The 22,543-nt window shown below is 63.6% G+C and carries 25 protein-coding genes; 11 read left to right on the top strand and 14 right to left on the bottom strand.

Annotated elements, in window-relative coordinates; translation table 11 throughout:
• Positions 1-139 precede the first annotated feature (139 nt).
• Both FJ956_RS18435 and FJ956_RS18430 read left to right on the top strand, forming a co-directional pair.
• Positions 140-931, top strand: coding sequence for a GH25 family lysozyme (locus FJ956_RS18435; RefSeq protein WP_140674813.1), 792 nt, complete (start codon positions 140-142; stop codon positions 929-931).
• 183 nt (positions 932-1,114) lie between these two features.
• Positions 1,115-2,293: a lytic murein transglycosylase gene (locus FJ956_RS18430; protein WP_140674816.1), complete on the top strand. Its 1,179-nt coding sequence runs from the start codon at positions 1,115-1,117 to the stop codon at positions 2,291-2,293.
• Positions 2,294-2,384: 91 nt separating this feature from the next.
• Here the strand turns inward: FJ956_RS18430 and FJ956_RS18425 are convergent, their stop codons facing one another.
• Positions 2,385-3,605, bottom strand: a complete 1,221-nt coding sequence (locus tag FJ956_RS18425; protein WP_140674819.1) for an alanine racemase — start codon at positions 3,603-3,605, stop codon at positions 2,385-2,387.
• Positions 3,606-3,819: 214 nt separating this feature from the next.
• On the opposite strand from FJ956_RS18425, the gene FJ956_RS18420 reads away from it, so the two are divergent.
• Positions 3,820-4,740 carry a DMT family transporter gene (locus FJ956_RS18420; protein ID WP_140674821.1) on the top strand — a complete coding sequence of 307 codons (921 nt, stop codon included), beginning with the start codon at positions 3,820-3,822 and terminating at the stop codon, positions 4,738-4,740.
• 368 nt (positions 4,741-5,108) lie between these two features.
• Here the strand turns inward: FJ956_RS18420 and metF are convergent, their stop codons facing one another.
• Both metF and FJ956_RS18410 read right to left on the bottom strand, forming a co-directional pair.
• The gene (gene metF, locus FJ956_RS18415; RefSeq protein WP_140674824.1) at positions 5,109-6,026 is read right to left on the bottom strand and encodes a methylenetetrahydrofolate reductase [NAD(P)H]; all 918 of its coding nucleotides are present in this window, start codon (positions 6,024-6,026) and stop codon (positions 5,109-5,111) included.
• Positions 6,026-7,048 (bottom strand): metalloregulator ArsR/SmtB family transcription factor, encoded by a 1,023-nt coding sequence (locus tag FJ956_RS18410; protein WP_140674827.1) that lies wholly within the window; start codon positions 7,046-7,048, stop codon positions 6,026-6,028. Before FJ956_RS18410 ends, metF begins: the two co-directional genes overlap by 1 nt.
• Before the next feature lie 141 nt (positions 7,049-7,189).
• On the opposite strand from FJ956_RS18410, the gene tsaA reads away from it, so the two are divergent.
• The 4 genes from tsaA to FJ956_RS18390 all read left to right on the top strand — a co-directional run bounded on the left by tsaA (position 7,190) and on the right by FJ956_RS18390 (position 10,119).
• Entirely contained in the window at positions 7,190-7,696 is a 507-nt protein-coding gene (tsaA, locus tag FJ956_RS18405) for a tRNA (N6-threonylcarbamoyladenosine(37)-N6)-methyltransferase TrmO (RefSeq protein WP_140674830.1), read from the top strand.
• Positions 7,693-8,007: a DUF2293 domain-containing protein gene (locus tag FJ956_RS18400; protein ID WP_140674832.1), complete on the top strand. Its 315-nt coding sequence runs from the start codon at positions 7,693-7,695 to the stop codon at positions 8,005-8,007. Before tsaA ends, FJ956_RS18400 begins: the two co-directional genes overlap by 4 nt.
• Positions 8,008-8,090: 83 nt before the next feature.
• On the top strand, positions 8,091-9,050 hold the full coding sequence (locus tag FJ956_RS18395) for a D-amino acid aminotransferase (RefSeq protein ID WP_140674835.1): 960 nt from the start codon (positions 8,091-8,093) through the stop codon (positions 9,048-9,050).
• A gap of 226 nt (positions 9,051-9,276) precedes the next feature.
• Positions 9,277-10,119: an SDR family oxidoreductase gene (locus FJ956_RS18390; RefSeq protein ID WP_140674837.1), complete on the top strand. Its 843-nt coding sequence runs from the start codon at positions 9,277-9,279 to the stop codon at positions 10,117-10,119.
• A 40-nt stretch (positions 10,120-10,159) separates the two neighbouring features.
• Here the strand turns inward: FJ956_RS18390 and FJ956_RS18385 are convergent, their stop codons facing one another.
• Together FJ956_RS18385 and FJ956_RS18380 are read right to left on the bottom strand one after the other, a co-directional pair.
• Complete coding sequence (locus tag FJ956_RS18385) at positions 10,160-10,777, bottom strand: MOSC domain-containing protein (RefSeq protein ID WP_140674840.1); 618 nt, start codon at positions 10,775-10,777, stop codon at positions 10,160-10,162.
• A 14-nt stretch (positions 10,778-10,791) separates the two neighbouring features.
• Positions 10,792-11,421, bottom strand: a complete 630-nt coding sequence (locus FJ956_RS18380; protein WP_140674843.1) for a TetR/AcrR family transcriptional regulator — start codon at positions 11,419-11,421, stop codon at positions 10,792-10,794.
• 102 nt (positions 11,422-11,523) lie between these two features.
• On the opposite strand from FJ956_RS18380, the gene FJ956_RS18375 reads away from it, so the two are divergent.
• Positions 11,524-11,943, top strand: a complete 420-nt coding sequence (locus FJ956_RS18375) for a hypothetical protein (RefSeq protein WP_140674846.1) — start codon at positions 11,524-11,526, stop codon at positions 11,941-11,943.
• Between the two features lie 92 nt (positions 11,944-12,035).
• Positions 12,036-12,602, top strand: a complete 567-nt coding sequence (locus FJ956_RS18370; RefSeq protein WP_140674849.1) for an isoprenylcysteine carboxylmethyltransferase family protein — start codon at positions 12,036-12,038, stop codon at positions 12,600-12,602.
• A gap of 99 nt (positions 12,603-12,701) precedes the next feature.
• On the opposite strand, the gene FJ956_RS18365 is transcribed toward FJ956_RS18370, so the two are convergent.
• From FJ956_RS18365 to ettA, 6 genes are all read right to left on the bottom strand, one after another.
• Positions 12,702-13,823 (bottom strand): beta-ketoacyl-ACP synthase III, encoded by a 1,122-nt coding sequence (locus FJ956_RS18365; protein ID WP_140684881.1) that lies wholly within the window; start codon positions 13,821-13,823, stop codon positions 12,702-12,704.
• 123 nt (positions 13,824-13,946) lie between these two features.
• Complete coding sequence (locus FJ956_RS18360) at positions 13,947-14,243, bottom strand: hypothetical protein (RefSeq protein WP_246672249.1); 297 nt, start codon at positions 14,241-14,243, stop codon at positions 13,947-13,949.
• Between the two features lie 142 nt (positions 14,244-14,385).
• Positions 14,386-15,180, bottom strand: a complete 795-nt coding sequence (gene tam / locus FJ956_RS18355) for a trans-aconitate 2-methyltransferase (RefSeq protein ID WP_140684883.1) — start codon at positions 15,178-15,180, stop codon at positions 14,386-14,388.
• Positions 15,177-15,410: a type II toxin-antitoxin system RelE/ParE family toxin gene (locus FJ956_RS18350; RefSeq protein ID WP_140684884.1), complete on the bottom strand. Its 234-nt coding sequence runs from the start codon at positions 15,408-15,410 to the stop codon at positions 15,177-15,179. The genes tam and FJ956_RS18350 overlap by 4 nt, the downstream gene beginning before the upstream one ends.
• Positions 15,407-15,688, bottom strand: coding sequence for a DUF6290 family protein (locus tag FJ956_RS18345; protein ID WP_140684885.1), 282 nt, complete (start codon positions 15,686-15,688; stop codon positions 15,407-15,409). The genes FJ956_RS18350 and FJ956_RS18345 overlap by 4 nt, the downstream gene beginning before the upstream one ends.
• A 64-nt stretch (positions 15,689-15,752) precedes the next feature.
• Positions 15,753-17,402 (bottom strand): energy-dependent translational throttle protein EttA, encoded by a 1,650-nt coding sequence (gene ettA, locus FJ956_RS18340; RefSeq protein WP_140684886.1) that lies wholly within the window; start codon positions 17,400-17,402, stop codon positions 15,753-15,755.
• Between the two features lie 261 nt (positions 17,403-17,663).
• Here ettA and FJ956_RS18335 point away from each other — a divergent pair, with 261 nt between their 5' ends.
• A complete protein-coding gene (locus FJ956_RS18335) occupies positions 17,664-18,941 on the top strand; it encodes a GGDEF domain-containing protein (protein WP_140684887.1) in 1,278 nt (425 codons plus the stop codon).
• Positions 18,942-18,972: 31 nt separating this feature from the next.
• Here FJ956_RS18335 and FJ956_RS18330 read toward each other — a convergent pair whose 3' ends face one another.
• The 3 genes from FJ956_RS18330 to FJ956_RS18320 form a co-directional block, all read right to left on the bottom strand.
• The gene (locus FJ956_RS18330; protein ID WP_140684888.1) at positions 18,973-19,983 is read right to left on the bottom strand and encodes a ribonuclease; all 1,011 of its coding nucleotides are present in this window, start codon (positions 19,981-19,983) and stop codon (positions 18,973-18,975) included.
• 128 nt (positions 19,984-20,111) lie between these two features.
• The gene (locus FJ956_RS18325; RefSeq protein WP_140684889.1) at positions 20,112-20,555 is read right to left on the bottom strand and encodes a helix-turn-helix domain-containing protein; all 444 of its coding nucleotides are present in this window, start codon (positions 20,553-20,555) and stop codon (positions 20,112-20,114) included.
• Positions 20,552-21,337: an alpha/beta hydrolase gene (locus FJ956_RS18320; protein WP_181170419.1), complete on the bottom strand. Its 786-nt coding sequence runs from the start codon at positions 21,335-21,337 to the stop codon at positions 20,552-20,554. The genes FJ956_RS18325 and FJ956_RS18320 overlap by 4 nt, the downstream gene beginning before the upstream one ends.
• Before the next feature lie 248 nt (positions 21,338-21,585).
• Between FJ956_RS18320 and FJ956_RS18315 the strand changes: the two genes are divergently transcribed.
• Complete coding sequence (locus FJ956_RS18315) at positions 21,586-22,518, top strand: alpha/beta hydrolase (RefSeq protein ID WP_140684891.1); 933 nt, start codon at positions 21,586-21,588, stop codon at positions 22,516-22,518.
• Positions 22,519-22,543 lie beyond the last annotated feature (25 nt).

The following is a 22,543-nucleotide window of genomic DNA, read 5'->3' as shown; positions in this document are numbered from 1 at the left end:
CGGTTTTGGGACAACGACTTGGAAGACGGAATGAACCGGGGCGGTCCTGTGGGGCGATCGTCCGGAGGGGGACCGCGTAAGCGACCACCATCAATGAAGGACCCATCAGCGGCCGGCTGATCCCGGCTCGGGGAATATCATGCGCCGTCTTGCGGCCATCCTGATGCTTACGCTGCTGGGCGCTTGCTCGACCGTGGAGGACCTCTCACCATTGTCGCCGTCCTCGCCGGCGGTTGCCGTTCGCGCGCCCAAATTCGATGATTCCAAGCCGCATGAGTGGGACAGCGGCGCGCCGTGGACCTACGCCATCCACGGCACGGATGTTTCCAAATACCAGACCTCGGTCGACTGGCCGATCGCCAGGGCCAGCGGCATCTCCTTCGCCTTCATCAAGGCGACGGAAGGCGGCGACCGCTTCGACGACTATTTCAACGAGCACTGGGCGCGCACAAGGGCCGCCGGCGTCCCGCGTGCAGCCTATCATTTCTTCTATTTCTGCACGCCGGCCGAAACCCAGGCGCGCTGGTTCATCGCCAATGTCCCGAGAGACCCGTCGGCAATGCCGCCGGTGCTCGACATGGAATGGAACCCGAAATCGCCGACCTGCAGGCTGCGCCCCGATCCGGCCACGGTGCGCAGCGAGATGACCGTCTTCCTGCAAATGGTCGAGCGCTATTACGGCAAGAAGCCGATCATCTACACCTCGCTCGACTTCTTCGACGACAACCAGCTGGCGACCTTCCGCGGCTATCCCTATTGGCTGCGCTCGGTCGCCGGGCATCCGCGCGACAAATACGGCGGCCACCCCTTCACCTTCTGGCAGTACACCGGCACCGGTATCGTGCCCGGCATGACCGGCAAATCGGACATCAACGTCTTCAACGGCTCGGAAGCCGCCTGGAAGAAGTGGCTGCGGCAGAACACCCGTTGACATCCGATCCCACGCCTGCTTTTCGACACGGCGGGCGGCGAAACATGCAACCGCTGGTAATCTGGAGCGGCGTGCTCGTGCGAGTGCCTGGCGAGGCTCCTGAATTTTGAAATCCTCGCATGCGCCCGTCCGATCCCGTCCGGGGTCACGATGGGGTCATGCGCCGGTCTCGAAAGGAAAGCGATGCGATTGCGCGTTGAAATCCTGGCGGCGCTCTTTGTCGGCGCGCTTGCGCTGCCCGCGGCGGCGCAGGAATGCGGCGGCGATTTTGAGGCCTGGAAACAGGGCGTCGCGGCAGAAGCCAAGGCAGCCGGCGTCGGCGCCGTCGGGCTCGACGCGCTGGAGGACGCCGCCATCGACCAGCGGGCATTGGCCCGCGACCGCGCCCAGGGCGTCTTCACCCAGACTTTCACCGAATTCTCCAACCGCATGATTTCGGCCTACCGCCTGAAGCAGGGTGCGGCCAATCTGAAGAAATATGCCGATGTCTTCGACCGTGCCGACAAGGAGTTCGGCGTCCAGCCAGCGATCATCGCGGCTTTCTGGGGACTGGAGACCGACTTCGGCGCCGTGCAGGGCGACTTCCATACCCTCGATGCTCTGGTGACGCTTTCGCATGATTGCCGTCGTCCCCAGCTGTTTCGGCAGCAATTGGTGCCGCTGCTCACCTTGATCGACCGCGGCGTGCTGCCGGCCGACGTCAAGGGCGCCTGGGCCGGCGAGATCGGCCAGACGCAGATCCTGCCGACCGACTATCTGGCGCGCGGCGTCGACGGCGACGGAGACGGCAAGGTCGATCTGAGGAGCAGCGTGCCGGACGTCATCATGACCACGGCCGACAAGATCATGTCGCGCGGCTGGAAGCGCGACCAGCCCTGGGTCCAGGAAGTGCGCGTCCCCGACGAGATGCCATGGGACCAGACCGGCCGCACCAACAAGCTGCCGCTGTCGCAATGGGCGCAATGGGGTGTCACCGAACCCAACGGCAACCCGCTCATCGACAATGGCCTCAAGGCTGGCCTGGCGCTGCCGATGGGCCGCAAGGGTCCCGCCTTCCTGACCTACGACAATTTCGACGTCTATCTGGAATGGAACCAGTCCTTCACCTACGCGCTGACGGCGGCGGTGCTTGCGACCCGCCTTGCCGGCGCGCCGCAATTCGATCCGCGCACGCCCGAGCAAGGCCTGAGCGGCGACCAGATGAAGGCGCTGCAGACCAAGCTCGAGGCCAAGGGTTACGACGTCGGCACCGTCGACGGCATCCTGGGCACCAACACACGCGAGGCGATCCGCAAGGAGCAGATGCGGCTTGGCCTGCCGGTGGACGGTTGGCCGACGCCCGAGCTGTTGGCGAAGCTGTAGGACCTAGGCAGTAGGCAGTAGGCAGTAGGCGAAAATCCATTTTGGGCCACAGGTTGTAAACCCCTATTGCCTACTGCCTAATCCCTACTGCCTAATCCGCCATCGTCTCCAGGCTGGCGAAGCCCTGCGGCGCATCGCCCTCGTCGAACGGCGTCGTCACCTCGACGAATGTATCGGGGTAGAAGCCGTTGAAGCGTGTCCTGAGCGACAGCGAGTAGGCGCCGATATGGCCGATCTCGATCCAGTCGCCGGTGTCGACCGTTTCCGGCAGCCAGAACGGCCGGGACAGGATATCGACGGAATCGCAGGTTGCGCCGCAGACCTTGAACGGCACGATGGTTTTCTCGTTGCCGTTGCGGGTACGGATTGCGGGATCGGGAATGAAGCGCGCCGGCAGCGTGATCTTGCCGGTCCATGAATCCGACAGCGACGCCCAGATGCCGTCATTGATGTAGAGCCGCTTGCCTTTGCGCAACAGCACACGCACGATCAGCGACAGGCACCGCGCCACGATCACGCGTCCGGGTTCGGCTACCAAGGGCATCTGGTCGAACTGATATTCTTTCAGGTCGCCGGCCAGCCGCGACATCAATTGGCCGAGCGACGGCATCTCGATGTGCCTGCGATTGGGATCATGGCCGTATTCGGCGGGAAAACCGCCGCCGACATCGAGCCCGGCAATGTCGAAGGTCAGGCGGTTGCGCACCCAGTCCGCCGAGGCGAGCGCGCGCTCATACGTATCCGGATCCTCGATCTGGCTGCCGACATGGAAGCACAGACCGACCTTGTAGCCGGTGCGATTCAGCCGTTCCGCAAGCTCGACCGCATTGGCCGGCCCGGCGCCGAACTTCTTCGACAATTCGTAGGCCGCGTGGCCCTTGGTCTGGATGCGCACGAAGACGGTGACGGCGCCGGGATCGATATCGAGCGCCCGCACCACACGCGTCAGCTTCGCGATCTCATCCTCATGGTCGAGCGAGATCACCCGGATGCCGTATTTTTCAAGCGCCAGCTTGATGTCCGACTGCGCTTTGACCGGATGCATGTAGAGCATCTCAGCGTCGGGCGAGACGGCGCGCACGGCGGCGAACTCGCCGGGCGAGGCGACATCGAAGGCGCTGACGCCGGTTTCCACCAGCGTCTTGAGAACGATCTGCTCGCCATTGGTCTTGACCGCATAAGCGGTCTTGCCGGGAAACATGCCCATGAACTGCAGGGCATCCTCCTTCAGCACCTGCGGGCGGAAACAGTAGACCGGGTCGTCGGGACGAAGCGCCAGTGCCGCCTCACGGGCATTTTCGAATCGCTGCATGGACGAATCCTCAGGTCTGGAGCCGCGCACAATTAATCCTAGCTAGCCGCCAAAGAAAACAGTTCTGTGTCTTGGCGATCCGGAGCGGCCTGTTGCACATTTTGGCGACGCTAAACCACCGGTCAGGTTTCGGGTGGCCCTTGCCTGCGGATGAGATATCGGTTGGTGAGGTGTGACGGCCGAGGTTGCGATCGGCCAAGGGGAGGAACCGGACATGTCGATTACGGCCGGCGCCGCGCCGACGCGCGGAGCAATGACGCTCAAGGATTGGGCGCAACTTCTCCTGCTCGGCGCGATCTGGGGCGGTTCGTTCTTCTTTGCCCGCATTGCCGTGTCCGAGATCCATCCGCTGGCGCTGGTGCTGCTCCGAGTCGCCATCGCCGCGGCGGCACTTCAGCTCTATCTGGCGGCCCGCGGTCTCTCGTTCCGGCTCGCCTTCCCGCATGCCGGCCTGTTCTTCCTGCTGGCGCTCACCAACAATGTCGTGCCCTTCTCGCTGATCTTCGCCGGCCAGACGCAACTCGGCGCCGGCGTCGCTTCGGTGCTCAATGCGACGACGCCGTTCTGGACGCTGATCCTGGCCAATGCGCTCACAACCGACGAGAAGCTATCCTGGAACAAGTTCGCCGGCATCGCGCTCGGTGTCGCCGGCACCGCGGTGATGATCGGACCTGGCCTGCTTGCCGGGCTTGGCGGACCGGTGTGGGCCAAGTTCGCATTGATCGGCGCTTCGATCTCCTACGCCGTCGCCCTGATGATCGCGCGCCGCTTCAAGGGTGTGCCGTCGCCCGTCATCGCCACCGGACAGTTGACCGCATCGACCATCATCATGATCCCGATCGTGCTGATTGCCTATGGCCCGGCGGGACTTTTCTCGGTCTCGCCGCCCGTCTGGGCCGCGGTTCTGGGCCTGGCGCTGCTATCCACCGCCTTCGCGTACATCCTCTATTTCAACCTCGTCGCCTCGGCCGGCGCCACCAATGCCTCGCTGGTCACCTTGATCGTGCCGGTTAGCGCAGTGCTGCTCGGCTTCCTGTTCCTCGGCGAGCGGCTGGCGCTGTTCGAGATCGGCGGCATGACGCTGATCGGGTTCGGCCTGGTCACCATAGACGGTCGCCTGCTGGGCCGATGGTAGCGGTGTCATGCCACGGCTCCGCCACAATTTATTCACAACGCTTGAGGCGGCTTTTGCCGAAGAGTTTCAACGGCTAACGGTATATCGGAAGTCGCAAATCCCACAATCATGTCGCATTGCAGCACGTTTTCCGCTTGCCTGTGACCCAAATGACTCTAGATTCCGGCCATAGCTCTGAAGAGGAGGCTATGGCATGGGACTGACGAGGCCGATCAACGCTTTGATGATTTGTGCCGCATTCGCTTTCATCGGTGCCCTTATCATAGGTGTTCTTCCCTGACCCGCCAAAGCCGGGAAGACCAGCACCGAGATAATCCAACAGTTCGAAAAGGCCGGGTTCTACCCGGCCTTTTCCGTTGCAGCCTGCCCTATGCGGCGGCCGAACCCGCCGCCTCCGCCTCATGCGAGCGGATGCCGATCATGTGGCAGACGGCAAAGACGAGGTCGGCTCGGTTCATGGTATAGAAATGGAAGTCGCCGACGCCGCGCTCGACAAGGTCGAGCACCTGCTCGGCCGCCACGGCCGAGGCCACCAGCGCATGCGTCTGCGGGTCGTTCTCCAGCCCCTCGAAGCGTTCGGCCAGCCAGGCCGGCACCAGCGCCCCGCAGCGCGACGAGAAATTGGCGACCTGGGTGAAATTATGCACCGGCAGGATGCCCGGTACGATCGGGATGTAGATGCCGGCGCGGCGCGCCCGTTCGACATAGCGCTCGTAAAGATCGTTGTCGAAGAAGAACTGGGTGATCGCCCGCGTCGCGCCATTGTCGGCCTTGCGCTTCAGCATGTCGATGTCGGTGGCGAAATCCGGACTTTCCGGATGCTTTTCCGGATAGGCGGAGACCGAGATATCGAAATCGCCGGCGCTCTTCAGCGCCCCGACCAGCTCGGCGCCGTTGGCGTAGCCGTCGGGATGCGGACGATAGCTTGTGCCGACGCCTGCCGCCGGATCGCCGCGCAGCGCCACGAAGCGTTTGACGCCCATATCCGCGAATTCGCGGATGACCGTGTCGACCTGATCGCGCGCGGCATCGACGCAGGTCATATGCGCCGCAGGCGTCAGCGATGTCTCGTTCAAGATGCGCTTGACCGTGCGGGCCGTGCGCTCGCGGGTCGAACCGCCGGCGCCGTAGGTCACCGAGACGAATTTCGGCTTGAGCGGCTCCAGCCGGGTGACCGTGTCCCATAGCCTTGCTTCCATCTCGTCGGTCTTCGGCGGGAAGAATTCGAACGAGACCCGGACCTTGTCGCCGATGTCGGGGCGGCGGGAAAAGCGGAACTGGTTCATCAGGCTGTTTCCCCCATTGGATATGTCTTGGCAGGCAGCGAGTCGTTGGATGGATCGGCGATCAGCAGCCGGCGGTCGCGGCCGAGCCAGAGCTTGACGGTGAGCCTTGCCTCGTTGCCGCCGCGCGGCTCGAATTCCTGGCTGTCCTCGAGGTCGAGGCCGGCCTCGGCGAACCAGTCGGACATCTGCCGGTCGGAAAAGCCTAGCCGCATATGCGCATGCTGGTCGCGCAGGAATTCGAGATTATGCGGCGCGAAGTCGACGACGATCAGCCGGCCCGATGGCCGCAGCAGCCGCGCCGCTTCGGCGATGGCGCGCGCGGGATCGTCGAGATAATGCAGCACCTGGTGGATGGTGACGAGATCGAAGGCGCTGCGCTCGACCGGCGGCGAGAAGATGTCGCCCTGGCGCACCTGCGCATTGGCGATGCCCGCCTTGTCGAGATTGGCGCGCGCCACGCTCAGCATCTCGCGCGACATGTCGATGCCGACGCCGCGCCGGTAGAGCGGCGCAAAGATTTCGAGCAGCCTGCCCGTGCCGGTGCCAAGGTCGAGCATCGACTGAAACGGCCGCTTGCCGACGAGCTTGATGAGTGCCGCTTCCACAGCCCGGTCCGGCACATGCAGCGAGCGGATATGATCCCAGCTCGCGGCATTCTCGGAAAAATATTCGGCCGCCCGATCCTGCCGCTTGCGCTTGACCGCCGCCAGCCGCTCGAGATCGCGCACCACCTGCGGATCGGCCTCGCTTATCGCCGAGACCAGACGCTGGACGAAGTCGCGCGAATTATCGATGTCGGTCAGCCTGAAGAAGGCCCAGGATCCTTCCTGGTAGCGGCCGATCAAACCGGCATCGAGCAGCAGCTTCAGATGGCGCGAGACGCGCGGTTGCGACTGGCCGAGGATCTCCGTGAGGTCGGAGACGGTCAAGTCGCCGCGCGAAAGCAGCACCAGGATGCGCAGCCGGCTGGATTCGGCCGCCGCCTTCAATGTATCTACCATTGTATCGAGCGAGACATGCATGCGCGAGTTTCTCGTTGAAAGATATAAAGATATGTTTATGTCGATTTTGAAACCGTGGCAAGGGCTATGTCGCTTCCGGACAAGAAAATGGCGCAGCCGTGATCCGCGCCGGGCAGCCGGTTTCTCCGCGGGATGAACAGGATGTTTGAGACACGCCAAGGTGAAATGCTTCTTGCGGCCGACCCGGCGCAGTTGCCGCCGGACGATCATGTTGTCTTCATCGGCCGCATCGTCTCACCGTGGACCAGTCGCGAGGATTGCCCCAAGAACATGCGCGCCGCCCGGGAAACCGGGCGACCCGCGACAATCCTGATCGACCAGCCCTATCGCCCGGGGTTGCAAAACCTGGAACGTGCCAGCCACGTCGTCATCCTGTCCTGGCTCCATCACGCGCCGCGGAATCTGATTGTGCAGAAACCGCGCCATGCGGCTGAACCGAAAGGCGTTTTCTCGCTGCGCTCCCCTGCCCGGCCCAACCCCGTCGGCCTGCACGTGGCGAAGCTCATCGCGCTCGACATCGACGCCGGCCGGATCGAGATCGACGCCGTCGACGTGCTCGACGGCACGCCGGTCATCGACATCAAGCCCTACTATGCCTCGACCGACGCCTTCCCCGAAGCGACCATCGCCGGGCGCGACGAGAAATGAGCGCCCCAACCGGTCGACGCCGCGCCATCGCCAAGGCGCTGACCGCGCTGTTGCCGCTTGCTCCCTATGCCGACATGGAAAAGATCCGCGCCGACGCCGGTTCCGTGCACATGAAGAGCTTGCCGCCGACGATCGCAGTGTGGCTGGCCACCATCGCCCATGTCCGCCACGTCCACACCGATTACGAGAAGTTGCTGGCCGAAGGCTATGATCGGGATTCGGCGCGCTTCTTCGTGATCGGGCGGACCAATGAGGTGCTCACCCGCTGGCGGGCGACACGGTTGCTCGACGAAGACGAGGAGGATCAGTGAGGCCAAGCAGCGCCTTCTGCCTGGCTCTACTGCATCCACAGCCGGACGCTAGCCTGCGTTGCCGAACGTCGAGGGAGGAACGAATGAGCCAGGTCGCGGCCACGACAGTGAAGTCGTTCCCCTTTGTCTCGGAACGCCATCTCGACCCGCATGCCTATCCCGACGGTATTGCCTTCCTGGACGGGCAATATCTGCCGATGTCGCAGGCCAAGATCTCGGTGCTGGATTGGGGCTTCCTGCATTCCGACGCCACTTATGACACGGTCCACGTCTGGGACGGCCGTTTCTTCCGCCTCGACCTGCATCTCGACCGGTTCTTCGGCGGGCTGGAAAAGCTGCGCATGGCGATCCCGTTCGATCGCGACGGCGTTGTCGAAATCCTCCACAATTGCGTCGCGCTCTCCGGCCACCGCGCGGCTTATGTCGAGATGCTGTGCACGCGTGGCGCCTCGCCGAGTTTCAGCCGCGACCCGCGCCAGGCGATCAATCGGTTCATGGCTTTCGCCGTCCCATTCGGCTCGGTCGCCAATGCCGAGCAGCTGCGAAGCGGCCTCCATGTCGCGATCAGCGACAAGGTCCGCATTCCGCCGGCCTCGATCGATCCCTCGATCAAGAACTACCATTGGCTCGATCTCGTACGCGGGCTTTACGATGCCTATGACCGCGGCGCCGACACCGCGCTGATCCTCGACTTCAACGGCAATGTCGCCGAAGGCCCGGGCTTCAATGTCTTCTGCGTCAAGGACGGCAAGCTGTCGACGCCGGCCGTCGGCGTGCTGCCGGGGATCACGCGCCGCACCGTGTTTGATCTCTGTGCGGAGGCCGGCCTTTCTGCGGTGGCGACGGATGTCAGCATGGCCGCGCTGAAGACGGCGGACGAGGTCTTCATCACCTCGACCGCCGGCGGCATCATGCCGGTCACTAGGATCGACGGCGCCCCTGTCGCCGACGGCAAGGTCGGCGCAGTCACCGACCGACTGATGGCGCTTTATTGGAAGAGGCATGCCGATCCGGCCTGGACGAGCGCGGTGCGCTATCCCTGACCTGCCCGCCAAATAAATCCGGCGGCGCCTCTGGAAAAACGTCGAAAGCGCCGTACATGCAGCAAGCGGAGCATCCTCCGCTTATATCCGGAATACATCGTCCCCCAGAGCAATTCCAGGAACAGCACGCAGCGGCTTCCATTCGGAATTGCGCAAAAACAAGGACTTGGAGCGTCAGGCGGTTCCGTGAAACGCTGAAAGCGCTCGAAGGGCAAGGATCAAGATCATGACTGATAAGGTTTGGTTCATCACCGGATCGTCGAAAGGCTTTGGCCGCGTCTGGGCCGAGGCCGCGCTCGCCCGCGGCGATCGCGTCGCCGCAACCGCCCGCGATGCCGGCACGCTTGCCGATCTCGTCGAGAAATATGGCGACAAAGTCGCTGCCATGCAGCTCGATGTCACCGACAAACAGGCGGTCGACGCCGCGATCGCCGAAGCGCAGAAGCGCTTCGGCCGGCTCGATGTCGTCATCAACAATGCCGGCTACGGCCATTTCGGCGCCATCGAGGAAGTAACCGAGCAAGAAGCGCGCGACCAGATCGAGACCAATGTGTTTGGCGCGCTTTGGGTCACCCAGGCGGCACTGCCCATCATGCGGGCGCAACGCTCCGGCCACATCATCCAGATCTCCTCGATCGGCGGCGTCAACGCCTTCGCTTCGATCGGCCTTTACCACGCCTCGAAATGGGCGCTGGAGGCCTTCAGCCAGTCGCTCAGCCTCGAGGTTGCCGGGTTCGGCATTCATGTAACCCTGGTCGAGCCGGGTGGCTTCTCCACGGATTGGGCCGGGCCGTCGGCCAAGGTCTCCAAGCCGTTGGACGCCTATGAGCCGGTCCGCGCGGCGATGGCCGAGCGCCGCAGCCGCGCGGTCGCCGGCGATCCGCAAGCGACCGGACCGGCGATGCTGGCGATCGTCGACGCGGCCGAGCCGCCGCTCAGGGTCTTTTTCGGCGATGGCGGCTTGCCGATGATCAGGCAGGAATATGCCAACCGCATCGCCACCTGGGAAAAGTGGGACCATGTTTCGGTGATGGCCCAGGGCGCCAACAAGAACCGCAAGGCGGCCTGACCGCGAACGCCGCGCCGCGAAAGCGGCGCGGCCTCTTTGTTCAGGCCCGATAAATCCACTGCTCCGGGACGCGGATGGAAATCTCTTCGCCAGCCCGGACGATGCCTGGCTTCTCGACCCAGGCGACAAGGCCGCGCAGCCGTTTCGCCTCCTTTGGAAAGAGCAGCGCGGTGGCCTCCTGATCCGCTGCGCCGACATGCTCGGCGATCGACTGTCCGGCGAACCGGCACGGCTTGTTCTGGCCGTCGATCTTGAGCGTCACGCCGCCCTTGAAGAACATCAGCGAGCCGGCCGGCAGCATCGAAAGATGCGGCACGCCTTCGACCACGAGATTGGCGCCGATCCACTCCGGTTTGATTTCCTCGAGGCCCATGCGCTGGGCGACGATGGCGAGCTCGTCCGCGGCCACAAGCGACAATTGCCGCTCGTTGCGCATCTCGGTGCCGCGCGGATACCACGGCTCGCGCCCGCCCGAACGCCGCGTCGCGCCGGCATGGAAGTCGCCTTCGATGCCATCGAAGCCAAGCTGCAGCTCCTCGACCGCCCCTGTCTCGAAATGATCGTGCCGGGCGGCGTAGAGCGCCGCTGCCTTTGCCGTCAGCTTGCGGCCCGGCACGATGTCGGCGGCAGGTTCAGTCGTGGACAACAAGTCCGCCATCGGCTTCATCCTTTTCAGTCGGCCGCTTTTTGCACCTCGACCGTCCAGCCGGCAAGGGCTGTCTCCGCCGATGCTTCAAGGTCTTCGACCGAAGCGCCGTCGCGTGCCTGGATCGACATCCCATGCATGACGCCTGCAAGGTATCTGGCCGATCGCTCGACGGACAGGCCTGCCGGCAATTCGCCGGCGTCGCGCCCCTTGGCCAGGCGGGCCGCGATCGCCGCCTCGGTCGCCTTGCGATAGATCTTGAGTTCGTCCGCGATGCCCTGCGCCTGCGGCGACACTGCCAGCGCGCCGCTGATGAACAGGCAGCCGCCCGGTTTGCCGGGCCGCGTGTAGGATCGCGCCGCCCCCCTCAGCAGCAGACGGACCGCTTCCACGGTGGACACCGGTGCGCCGAGCGCGTCCAGCGCAAATCCTACCTCCCTCTCATGGTAGCGGGCCAGCGCGCGGCGAAACAGCGTCTCCTTGTCGGTGAAGGCGTTGTAGATCTGCGGCGGCGTCAAGCCCATCGCCTCGCGCAGCATGGCAAGCGAGGTCGCCTCATAGCCATGCTCCCAGAACAGGAGCATGGCCGCGTCGAGCGCGGCCTCCGGGTCGAACGCCCGCGGCCTGCCGCCGCGCGGCTTCTCAGAATTTTCCATAGTGATCGATACGAAACCTATTGACTTGCCTCTTTTGGATAACGTAACAATCAATACGTAACCTGACAAGCGGAACCATCCGCAGCAAGAAGGAGAACCAATATGCCGATCACCGTGACCGCGCCCGAAGGCGTGCTGACCAAAGCTGGAGAGCGCGAAATCCTGCCTCGCCTCAGCGCCGCGCTCATTGAAGCCTCCGGGGCCACCGGGAATTCATTCTTCACCGCAATCGTCGGCGGAACGGTTCATGTCCTGCCGGTCGATCGCATCTATGCCGGCGGCGCCAATCGCCCTGTCGTCATGGTGGAATTGAAGCTGCCGAATATCGGCCTTGCCACCAACGAGGCACGCGAGGCCTTCATCGCCGCAGCCGCCAAGATCGTCGACGAATATTGCGTGCCGGGCCACAAGCCCGAGAACACCTGGATCAACATCCTCAACGCTCCCGACGGGGGTTGGGGCATCGGCGACCGGCAATATTCGGACGAGGCGCTTGTCGCGGCGGCGATGGCCGCGGCGTAACGGCGCCGGTTTGATCACGACATTCTTACCAAAGTCGACTTTCTTTCGCCTGCCGCGCGGATTTAAACGCGTGGCAGACGAGAGGCTCGATCATGCAGGTTGGACACGCTGTAGCGGCGCTTTGGCTGTTCTGGGTGGTATCCTGGGCTTTGGCCTCCTTCTGGACTGACCCCGCGCAAAAGCGCGCCGATCTCAAGTCGGAGGCGCGCTATCGGGTCCTTTGGCTGGCCGGCACCGTGTTGATGTTCGTGCCAGCGCACGGCTATGCCGGTCGGCTGCGCCTCTGGACGCCGACGCTCACCGAAGCCTGGATCTGCGTCGCCCTGATCGCCATCGGCATCGCGTTCGCCTGGTGGGCGCGCCTGCATCTTGGGCGCCTGTGGTCGGCCAACGTCACCGCCAAGGCTGATCATCGCGTCGTCGATACCGGCCCCTATGGCTTGGTCCGCCATCCGATCTACACCGGGCTGTTGCTGTCCGTCCTCGCCACCATGGCCATCAAGGGCACGGTCTGGGGCATCGCCAGCGCCGCCCTGCTGCTCGTCGGCGTCGTCGTCAAGGCGCGGCTGGAAGAAAGCTTCCTGCGCGGCGAGCTTGGCCCGGCCTATGACGACTACGCCCGGCGCGTGCCGATGCTGGTGCCCTTCGCGCCGGCTTAATGCATGTCTCCCGAAAGTGGGAACCGGTTTCGGGACAAAGACATGCATAAAATCAAGAACTAAAGCGCCTGGAGCGAATCCGAAGGATCGCGACGCGCTTTAGAGCATCCTGAGCAACGCGCCGCCGATCGAATAGCCCGCGCCGAAGGCGCAGATCAGCCCGAAATCGCCGGCCTTCATGTCAGCATGGTTTTCCGACAGCGCTACGATCGCGCCGGCACCGGCGGTGTTGCCGAGCCGCTCCAGCACCATCGGCGCGCGGTCATGGTCGACATCGTGGCCGAAGGACAGTTTCAGGATCATCGCATTCATGCGCGCATTGGCCTGGTGCAGCCAGAAGCGCCTGATGCCCTCCGGCGTCAGCCCGTGCTCGGCCAGGAATTCGACGATGAATTTCTGGCCGGCGACGGTGACTTCCTTGAAAACCTTGTTGCCGACCTGCTTGATGAGGTTGCCTTCCAGGTTGATCATGTAGGGATCGTCCTGGGCCGTGCGCGTGTGGTAGCCGAGATTGGTGCGGATGTTGTTCGACATCTGCGTCCAGGTGCGCGTGTCGAGCACCTCGAAACGCCCCGGCCGCTTTTCGCCCTGCGCCAGTCCCTCAACGACCATGGCGACCGAGGCGTCGCCGAAGATGAAATGTGTCTGCCGGTCGCGGAAGTTGAGGTGGCCGGTGATGATTTCGGGCGTCGACACCAGGATGCGCTTGTGCGCCCCCGCTCTAACCAGATTGACGGCGACATGCAGCGCCGCAGCGGCGGAAGAGCAGCCAAGCCCCATGTCGAAGCCGGCTCCTTTGGTGCCAAGCGCCTCCTGCATCTCGATGGCGATGGCCGGATAGGGCCGCTGGTGATGCGAGGCCGAGCAGATCACCAGATCGATGTCCGATCCGCCGACCCCGGCATGAGCAAGCGCCTTCCTGGCCGAGGCGATGCCGAACTCCGCCTCCAATGACAGCGCGTCGTCCGGCCGTGCCGGAATGCGCGGCGACATGCGGGTCGGGTCGAGGATGCCCTCGCGCTCGACGACATGGCGGCTCCTCACGCCCGAGGCGTGCACGATGAAGTCGCTGTCCGATTTCTGCAGCGGCGCTTCACCGGTACTCGCGCGGCGCGCATTCTCGGTGTCGACCCAGCTGTTGAAGCTTTCGACCAGCTCTTCATTGGTGATGACGGGTTCAGGGATTTCGGCGCCGATGCCGCTGATGATGACGCGATGCATGTCCAATCCATCCGAGGCCCGGGCGTAACGGGCTTTGATGTGGGCGCGGAAATGGCCCGGCGCAACCCTTGTCGCATTTGGCCGGTTTATGCCAGCTTAAATCACGGGCTTCCCGGTAGACGATCACCAGGCGCAAAGCTTGGTGTTGGTCTGCGGATTGTTCCAGCAGGCGCCGTCGTCGCGGCTGCGCACGAACTGCCCCGGCAGCGATCGGTTGCGGCTGCCGAACCTGGCATAGCCGAAGGCGAAGCCCGGCTGGTCGATTTCAAGCGTGATCGTAGGATAGCCCGGCGCCGAGACGCGGAAGCTGCCTTCGCCGTCCAAGGCCTTGTAGTTGCACGGATAATAGCCGTCATCCGTGGTGAAGCAGCGTGCCGGCTTGGCCTCGGCGGCGATGGAAAAAGAAACCAGCGCGGTCATGCACAGACCGCATGCGACACCTGTCTTGCCTAATGTCATCGCTCACCCCTGCCCCCGTGGCCCTTCCCTGTGGGATAGCCATCGTCCAGGTGGATGAAATGCGCATGACGGCGCGAACCGGTCAAGAAGCGGGGCGAGTGACCTAGGCGCGTTTGGCGACGATGAAGATGCGCGGGAAGCGCAGCAGCACATTGCCGTTCGCCGTCTTCGGATAGGCCTTGGCGATCTTGGCGGTGTAGCTGTCGAGGAACAGCTTCTTCTCATCCGCGTCGAGCGGATCGAGGAACGGCTTAAGGCCGGTCGCCTTGACCCATTCGACGATCGCTTCGGCATCGGCCAGCGGATGGTTGTAGATGGTGTGCCAGATGTCGAGCCGGTCGGCGAGCGGCGACAGAAGGTCGTAGTAGAAGGAAACCGGCGGCAGCGGGAAGCGCGCGGCGCCCTTCAGCTTGGCCGCAAACGGCACTTCCGCAGCCGTATCGCGCATCAGCTGATGCGAGGCTTCGCCGAGATTGTCCGGCATCTGGACGGCCAGCGCGCCGCCCGGCGCGAGCAGGCCCATCAGCCGCTGGAACACCGCCGGATGTTCCGGCAGCCACTGGAAGACGGCATTGGCGAAGATGACGTCGACAGGATGCTCGGGCTGCCATCCGGCGGCATCCGCCAGCTCGAAATTGACATTCGGCAGCCGCGCCCGCGCCTTCTCGATCATGTCGGGCGAGGTGTCGAAGCCGCTGACCTGGGCATCCGGCCAGCGCTCGACCAGAAGCTCGGTGGAATTGCCGGGACCGCAGCCGATATCGACGACGCGGCGCGGAAAATCGACCGGCACCTGCACCGCCAGATCCCGCGCCGGCCGCGTGCGCTCATCCTCGAACTTCAGATATTGGGCGGCGGACCAGTCAGGCCTCGGTGCTTCGGCGGCGTTTGTGTTCATCGATAGATCTCGCGACGATTGCCGACTTCCACGACCAAAACCACAAGCCGGCTATCCTGGAATTGAGTGATGATCCTGTAATCGCCAACGCGAAAGCGCCAAGCGTCTTCCTCTGTCGCAACGAGCCGCTTGGCAAGGGTTTTCGGATTGGGATGCGACGAAACTCTTTGATGCAGGAATTCGACGATACGTCGTTGGTCTTTTGTCGACAGCCGTTCGATGTCTTTCAAGGCACGTGGCGTGAACTCGACGCGCCAGTTCGTTCAGCGGCGGGCTTGGTGTGACGTTCCTCGGCTTCACGAAGCTCAAGCTTCCGCATCACCTCTTCCAGAGGGATGCGAACACCATCGTCCTCTTTCAGGCGCTCATCTGCGATCTTTGCGTCCTGCCAGTCCTCGATCGCCTCAAGGACGGCTTCAGTCACGACCTGATCGGTCGTGCGGCCGCTGGCCTTGGCCATGACGGCCAGCAGCTTCTCGGCTTTCCCGGGCAACTTCACGGTGATCATATGGAACGCTCCATCCGATCAATTTAGGCCAAACACGAGGCGCAGGCAACGGAACCCGGTCGTCCTACCGCGTCAGCCGCTTGTGCGTCATGCGGTGCGGGGCCGCCGCTTCGGCGCCTAGGCGCCGCAGCTTGTCCTTCTCATACTCCTCGAAATTGCCTTCGAACCATTCGACATGCGCGTCGCCCTCGAAGGCAAGCATGTGGGTCGCCATACGATCAAGGAACATGCGATCGTGGCTGATGATGACGGCGCAACCGGCATAGGCCTCCAGCGCGTCTTCCAGCGCACCCAGCGTTTCGGTGTCGAGGTCGTTGGTCGGCTCGTCGAGCAGCAGAACATTGCCGCCGCCTTTCAGCATCTTGGCCAGATGCACGCGGTTGCGCTGACCGCCCGACAGGTTGCCGACCTTCTGCTGCTGGTCGCCGCCCCGGAAGTTGAAGGACGAGCAATAGGCGCGGCTGTTGATCTCGTGCTTGCCGAGCTTGATGATTTCGGCGCCGCCGGAAATTTCTTCCCATACGGTTTTGCTGCCATCGAGCGCGTCGCGGCTCTGGTCGACATAGCCGAGCTTGACCGTCTCGCCGATGCGCACGGTGCCCGCATCCGGCTTTTCCTGGCCGGTGAAGGTCTTGAACAGCGTCGTCTTGCCGGCGCCGTTCGGGCCGATGACGCCGACGATGCCGCCCGGCGGCAGTCGGAACGACAGGTTCTCAATCAAAAGCTCGTCGCCAAAACCCTTGTTGAGGCCTTCGACCTCGATGACGACGTTGCCGAGACGCTCGCTCGACGGAATGACGATCTGCGTGTCGGTCGGCTTGCGGTTCTGCGACTGCTCGACCAGTTCCTCGTAGGCCTTGATACGCGCCTTCGACTTGGTCTGGCGCGCCTTGGGCGAGGACTGGATCCACTCGCGCTCGCGCCAGATCGACTTCTGGCGGGCGTCGTCCTCGCGGCCTTCCTGGATCAGGCGCTTGGCCTTGGCGTCGAGATATTTGGTGTAGTTGCCCTCGTAGGGAATGCCGCGTCCGCGATCGAGCTCGAGGATCCAGCCGGTGACGTTGTCCAGGAAGTAGCGGTCGTGGGTGATGATCAGCACCGAGCCCGGATAGTCGCGCAGGTGCTTTTCCAGCCACGCCGTGGTCTCGGCGTCGAGATGGTTGGTCGGTTCGTCGAGCAGCAGCAGATCCGGCTGGCGCAACAGAAGCTGGCAAAGCGCGACACGGCGGCGCTCGCCGCCTGAAAGGTTCGTCACCTCGGAATCGCCTGGCGGGCACTGCAGCGCGTCCATCGCCATCTCGACCTGCTGCTCGAGGTCCCACAGGTTCAGGCGATCCATCTCGTCCTGGAGCTTGGCCGACTCGTCCGCCGTCTCGTCGGAATAGTTCATCATCAGCTCGTTGTAGCGCTCGATGATGGCCGTCTTCCTGGCGACGCCTTCCATGACGTTTTCCATCACGGTCTTGTTTGGATCGAGTTGCGGCTCCTGAGGGAGATAGCCGACGGTTGCGCCCTCGGCCAGCCAGGCTTCGCCCTGGAACTCCTTGTCGAGCCCGGCCATGATGCGCAGGATCGTCGACTTGCCCGAGCCGTTGGGGCCGAGAATGCCGATCTTGGCGTCCGGATAGAAGGACAGGTGAACGTTATCGAGCACCTTCTTGGTGCCATAGGCCTTCGACAGGCCGGACATGTGATAGATGAACTGGCGAGCCACGCGCGCTTTCCCTGGATGGAGTGTCAAGGTGAATGGGGGTTGCGCGCTATGTAGGCGATGAAACGACGAACGGCAATCGCTTTCGGCGCGCCGGCGTCCAAACGGCGCGCATTCGCCGGTTTGCGCTCCCGACTCCGCCGCAGCTTTTCGCCGCCGCCGGCCATAGCGTGAAATCAGTGGTTAACTATTCGCCTTCAAAACACTAATAGGTTGGGAAATCGCGGCCATGCCGCGGTTTCGGGGAAAGATCGGATCGACGACGTGCTGAACGGTGTCCTGCTCCTTGCCGAAGCGGTTCTGTATTTCGGCGCCATGGTCACGCTCTTCCGCTTCCGGCGCCGCATCGGCCTTGGCGTGTTCATCTGCGCGCTCGGCGTCATGCATTTCCTCGAGACCTATCTCGCCAGCGTCTTCTATGTCGCGCTGCCCTTTGGCCTGGTCTCGCCAGGCTCAGCCGTGCTGTTTTCCGGCAAGCTGGTCATGCTGCTTCTGCTCTACATGAAGGAGGATGCCGCGACAGTCCGCCAGCCGATCTACGGCCTTTTGCTCGGCAACGCCTTGATGATCGGCCTGGTGCTGATCCTGCGCCTGCACGCCGTTTCGCCGCTTCCCGACGGCAGAATGCCCGACATCGGCTTCATCGACGAGATGGGCTGGCTGATGGTTTGGGGCACTTCGTTGCTGTTCGTCGACGCCATCCTGATCATCCTGCTCTACGAGAAGCTCGGCGCCTATCTGCGCGCGAGGCCGTTCATGCGCATCCTCGCATCGGTCGCCTGCGTGCTCACCTTCGATCAGGCCGGCTTCTTCACCGCGCTGCATTTCGTCGCCGGCGCGCCGATCGAGGTCTTCTTCGGCGGCTGGTTCGCCAAGATGGGCGCGGCGCTTGCCTATAGCGGCATGCTCGTCGCCTATCTCAAATGGGTCGAGGACAGCGACATCGCCGTGCCGCGCGGCCTCTCCGACATCTTCGACGCCCTCACCTATCGCGAGCGCTATGAAGCGCTGATCAAATATGTCGGCCGCGACGGCCTCACCGGCCTGCTGCATCGCGGCAGTTTCGATGCCGACGGCGAGTCCGCGGTCGCCGCCGCCATCCGCATGGGCAAGCCGCTCAGCCTGCTCATCGTCGATGTCGACCATTTCAAGTCGATCAACGACCGCTTCGGCCATGCCGAGGGCGACAAGGTGCTGAAATCCATGGCTGTGCTGCTGGCCGAGACCGTCGGCGGCAACGATCAGGTGTTCCGGATCGGGGGCGAGGAGTTCGCCGTGCTGACGCAACAGTCGCACGCGCCCGCCAGGCTGCTCGGCGAGACCATCAGGAACGCCACCAAGACCTCGGCGCGCACCAACCGCTTCAATATCACCGTGAGTGCCGGCGTCTCCACCGTCGGCGAGACGACGCACTGCCTCGGCGACATCTTCGCGCTGGCCGACCAGCGCCTCTACAAGGCCAAGCTGAGCGGCCGCGACCGTGTTGTCGGCGAGCCCGGCAGCGAGGCGATCATCCTGCAGACGGCCCCAAGGTCAGCCTAACCAAGATCGGCCTGGACCCGGGAATTGCCGCCTACTGGAATCCGATCGCGTCGACAGTGCCCTTCGGGCAACCGGCCTTGGCTGTCGGCGCGGAGGCCATCAAGAGATCGGCGAGCTTGCTGTCGGGACCCACCGGGCCGGACAGGCCGAGCGTGATCTCGCCGATCAGGCGCCGGCCGCTCGACGGGTCGACCAGGCAGGACACGCGCACGCGGTCGCCTGCGCCAGCGCCGAAGGCTTCGTTGAAGGCGCCGCGGATCTGGTCCGAGGTCAATTGCTTGCCGATATTCTTGTTGAAGAGGTCGCGCACCGCGGAGGTGTTCACCGCCCGCATCAGGTTGAGCGCGTCGGAGAAATACTCCTGCTGGCTCTTGCCGTAGCAGGTGCCATGCTTCATCCATTCGTGGCGCTCGAGCCTGGAAGCCGTGCCCGGCATCACCTGGTCGAGCTCGGCGCGCGTCTTTGCGTCGAGATCGACCGGCGGCAGGTCTGCCCAATGCGCCGGATTGTCATTGGCCTTGTCGCTCGCCGAGACCTGGCAATAGAAATTGCCGTTCGGCTGCGGCCACAGCCCATGCAGCGTAAAGTGCGAGGCATCGAACTCGCTCGGGTTCTGCGCCTTGCATTCGGGCTTGCTCGCCTTGGTCTCGCAGAAAGCCGGCTGCCAGCTCAGCGCAAAGACATATTCGGGTTTTCCGGAGGCTGACGGGGACGGTTTGGCCTGACCGGCAGGCGCCGGGGTCGTCTGCGCGCTGCCGCCGGTGACATGGCCGCAGCTGATCTTCACCCAGCGCCGCTCGGGGTCGGCGCCCGGCACCTGGATGAGATAGTGCGTGGGCTCGTCCTTGTTGCCGGCAAGCAGCTCATAGCTTTTGCCGGCTTCGGTCGAGACATTGCCGGGATTCTTGCCGCTCTTGATCGCCTGCGTCGCCGGGCATGCGGCATCGGCCACGAACGAGCCGCTCATCCTGACATCGGCGCGCGCCATCCCGACGCCGGCCAGCGCCAACAATACCGCACCCCATATCGCAGCTATCCGCATTCCAGCACACTCCTGGTGTTTCATGCCGCCAGCTAAAAACGTGCGACATGTCAGAATTACGATTTCTTTCGCCGGGTGCAAAAAACAATTGTCATTGCCCGTCCCGATCCCAACTCACGACTACTTGATCAGCCCTGCTCCACCCGTGAGGTCAGCGTGCGTAGAAGATCGAGCGCGACCTGAAGCGTTCGCGCCTCGATGCCGTCGGAGACGCGGTTTGCCCAGACATGCTGGCGCGAGCCGATATCCCTGATTGCCGCCCAGCCGGCATCGGTGATTGCCAGCAGCTTGGCACGGCGATGCGCAGGGTTGTCGGCATAGGCAGCGAGCCCCTCGGTGGCCAGAATGTCGGCCAGCCGCTGCACGCTCTGGCGGGCAAGGCCCATGTCGCGGGCGATGTCGGCCACCGATTTCGGCTCCTTGAGCACCGCGCCCAGAACCTGCCAACGCGCCGCCGTCAGCCCGGCAGGCTCGGCCAGCCGGTCGGCCGCATCGAGAAACCCGCCATTCAGCCGGAACACGGCAAGCACCAGTTCGGTGAGCATGTCTGCGGCTTCGGTCCTTTCAGTCATTTCTGGCCGGCCTCGATGGTGGCAACGAAACTGTTGACGGCTTCCGCCACCGCTTCCGGCTTGTCAAGCATCACCCAATGGCCGGAGGCTGGAACGGTTCTGTGGCCAATTCCGCTGCGAAGCCGGAAGAGGGCAGCCGGATTGTCATTGGCTTCGGTGGCCAGAACAAACATCGGTCCGTGATAAGCGTCGAGCGTCGGCTCCGGATTCCATTCCGCCAGCGCCTTGCCGACGCCCGCCCGCGCCGCCGGATCGACCACCACCGCATCGGCAAGCACGGTTCGGCGAACCGCTTCATTGGAGCCGGCAATCGAGGTGTAGTAGGCATTGAGAACATCGCCGCCTTGCGGGCCAGACAGATCGCGAACGAAACCGTCGCGGATCTCCTTTGGCAAAGCACGCGGATCGGTCGCCGGATCGACCAGCAGAATGCCAGCGACCCGGTCGGCATGGCTCGCGGCGTAAGCAAGCGCGGCGCCATTGCCGCCGCTATGCGCGACAAGGACGAACCGTTTCAGGCCAAAGGTGTCAGCGACCGCGCCGATATCGGCGGCGCGGCCGTCATAGCTGTAATCGCCATCGTCCGCGGGCGCCGATGCGCCATGGCCGCGAAAATCGAAGGCGACCGCCTCGCGACCACCGGCGGTGAGCTGCATCACCCGGTTCCACTGCGAGGCACGGCTGCAATCGCCATGCGCAAACAGAATCGGCAGACCATCGCCTGATTTGAGGTCGTAGGCGACAAGCTGGCCCTGCGGGCCGGCAATCGTTGACGTCTTCATGATCATCTCCCTGGTTTGGCTGGATGCAGTGCCCGATGCGAGCATTGCTGCAGATGCGAGGCTCGCCTGCAGGACCCCGCGCCGCGAAAGGATCGAAATGGTTTTCATATCCGTGCTTCGATCTAATTTGACAGCATGCTGTCATATAGTCAGACCGACAGCATGCTGTCAATAGCCGCGTTGTCTGACTTCGACCTGCCCTTGACGTCGGTCGCGCCGTCGCCCAACAGTCGCCGAGGGAGCGAGACATGCCATTCGACAGCAAGACCAGGCTGGCCTCACCGACCGGGGCCGACATCAACCTCTATGTGAAACACGCGGAGGCGAAGCCACGCGCGGTGGTCCAGATCAATCATGGCCTGGCCGAGCATGCGGCGCGTTACGCGCGCTTTGCCGATTTCCTGAGCGAGCGCGGATTCCACGTCTATGCGCATGACCATCGTGGCCACGGCGCAACGAAGGCGCCCGACGCGCCGCTCGGCAAATTCGCCGATAGCGACGGCATCGCCAAGGTGATCGCCGATGTCAACGCCGTTCACGACCTGATCGCGGCCGAGCATCCGGGATTGCCGGTCATCGTCTTCGGTCACTCGCTGGGCGCCTCGGTGGCGCTGAACTTTGTCCTGCGCCATTCCAGGCGCGTCCATGCCGCCGCGATCTGGAACGGCAATTTCTCGCAAGGGCTTCTCGGTCAGCTTGCGCTCGCCATCCTAGCCTACGAGCGCTTCAGGCTTGGCTCCGACGTCCCCTCGCGCATCTTGCCCCGGCTGACGTTCCAGGCCTGGGGCAACGCCGTGCCCAACCATAAGACGCTGTTCGAATGGCTGTCGCGCGACGAGGCGGAAGTGGCGAAATACATTGCCGACCCACTCTGCGGCTGGGATGCCTCGATCTCGATGTGGCGCGATGTCGTCCAGATGGCCCAAAATGGCGGCAAGGATTCCGGCTTTGCCGGCATAAGACGCGACCTCCCCGTCTACATCGTTGGCGGCGAGAAAGACCCGGCTTCCGACTACGGCAAGGGCATCGATCATCTCGCCAAACGCATGCACGCGATGGGCTTTTCGAATCTGGTTTCAAAGATTTATCCGGAAACCCGCCATGAAAGCCTGAACGAGATCAACCGCGATGCCGTCATGAATGATTTCGCCGCCTGGGCCGACAGCGTGCTGAAATCCTGATCCGGCGTGGCCTATCGTATGGGTC

Source organism: Mesorhizobium sp. B2-4-3 (genome assembly GCF_006442815.1).
Lineage (GTDB): Bacteria > Pseudomonadota > Alphaproteobacteria > Rhizobiales > Rhizobiaceae > Mesorhizobium.
Note: the sequence above shows the minus strand (reverse complement) of the source record. Positions and strands in the feature narration are given on the sequence as shown.

Bases quoted from the DNA above. Each gene is read 5' to 3' on its own strand.
- FJ956_RS18435 (WP_140674813.1), top strand. From the start codon at position 140: ATGCGCCGTCTTGCGGCCATCCTGATGCTTACGCTGCTGGGCGCTTGC.
- FJ956_RS18430 (WP_140674816.1), top strand. From the start codon at position 1,115: ATGCGATTGCGCGTTGAAATCCTGGCGGCGCTCTTTGTCGGCGCGCTT.
- FJ956_RS18425 (WP_140674819.1), bottom strand. From the start codon at position 3,605: ATGCAGCGATTCGAAAATGCCCGTGAGGCGGCACTGGCGCTTCGTCCC.
- FJ956_RS18420 (WP_140674821.1), top strand. From the start codon at position 3,820: ATGTCGATTACGGCCGGCGCCGCGCCGACGCGCGGAGCAATGACGCTC.
- metF (WP_140674824.1), bottom strand. From the start codon at position 6,026: ATGAACCAGTTCCGCTTTTCCCGCCGCCCCGACATCGGCGACAAGGTC.
- FJ956_RS18410 (WP_140674827.1), bottom strand. From the start codon at position 7,048: ATGCATGTCTCGCTCGATACAATGGTAGATACATTGAAGGCGGCGGCC.
- tsaA (WP_140674830.1), top strand. From the start codon at position 7,190: ATGTTTGAGACACGCCAAGGTGAAATGCTTCTTGCGGCCGACCCGGCG.
- FJ956_RS18400 (WP_140674832.1), top strand. From the start codon at position 7,693: ATGAGCGCCCCAACCGGTCGACGCCGCGCCATCGCCAAGGCGCTGACC.
- FJ956_RS18395 (WP_140674835.1), top strand. From the start codon at position 8,091: ATGAGCCAGGTCGCGGCCACGACAGTGAAGTCGTTCCCCTTTGTCTCG.
- FJ956_RS18390 (WP_140674837.1), top strand. From the start codon at position 9,277: ATGACTGATAAGGTTTGGTTCATCACCGGATCGTCGAAAGGCTTTGGC.
- FJ956_RS18385 (WP_140674840.1), bottom strand. From the start codon at position 10,777: ATGGCGGACTTGTTGTCCACGACTGAACCTGCCGCCGACATCGTGCCG.
- FJ956_RS18380 (WP_140674843.1), bottom strand. From the start codon at position 11,421: ATGGAAAATTCTGAGAAGCCGCGCGGCGGCAGGCCGCGGGCGTTCGAC.
- FJ956_RS18375 (WP_140674846.1), top strand. From the start codon at position 11,524: ATGCCGATCACCGTGACCGCGCCCGAAGGCGTGCTGACCAAAGCTGGA.
- FJ956_RS18370 (WP_140674849.1), top strand. From the start codon at position 12,036: ATGCAGGTTGGACACGCTGTAGCGGCGCTTTGGCTGTTCTGGGTGGTA.
- FJ956_RS18365 (WP_140684881.1), bottom strand. From the start codon at position 13,823: ATGCATCGCGTCATCATCAGCGGCATCGGCGCCGAAATCCCTGAACCC.
- FJ956_RS18360 (WP_246672249.1), bottom strand. From the start codon at position 14,243: ATGACCGCGCTGGTTTCTTTTTCCATCGCCGCCGAGGCCAAGCCGGCA.
- tam (WP_140684883.1), bottom strand. From the start codon at position 15,180: ATGAACACAAACGCCGCCGAAGCACCGAGGCCTGACTGGTCCGCCGCC.
- FJ956_RS18345 (WP_140684885.1), bottom strand. From the start codon at position 15,688: ATGATCACCGTGAAGTTGCCCGGGAAAGCCGAGAAGCTGCTGGCCGTC.
- FJ956_RS18330 (WP_140684888.1), bottom strand. From the start codon at position 19,983: ATGCGGATAGCTGCGATATGGGGTGCGGTATTGTTGGCGCTGGCCGGC.
- FJ956_RS18325 (WP_140684889.1), bottom strand. From the start codon at position 20,555: ATGACTGAAAGGACCGAAGCCGCAGACATGCTCACCGAACTGGTGCTT.
- FJ956_RS18320 (WP_181170419.1), bottom strand. From the start codon at position 21,337: ATGAAGACGTCAACGATTGCCGGCCCGCAGGGCCAGCTTGTCGCCTAC.
- FJ956_RS18315 (WP_140684891.1), top strand. From the start codon at position 21,586: ATGCCATTCGACAGCAAGACCAGGCTGGCCTCACCGACCGGGGCCGAC.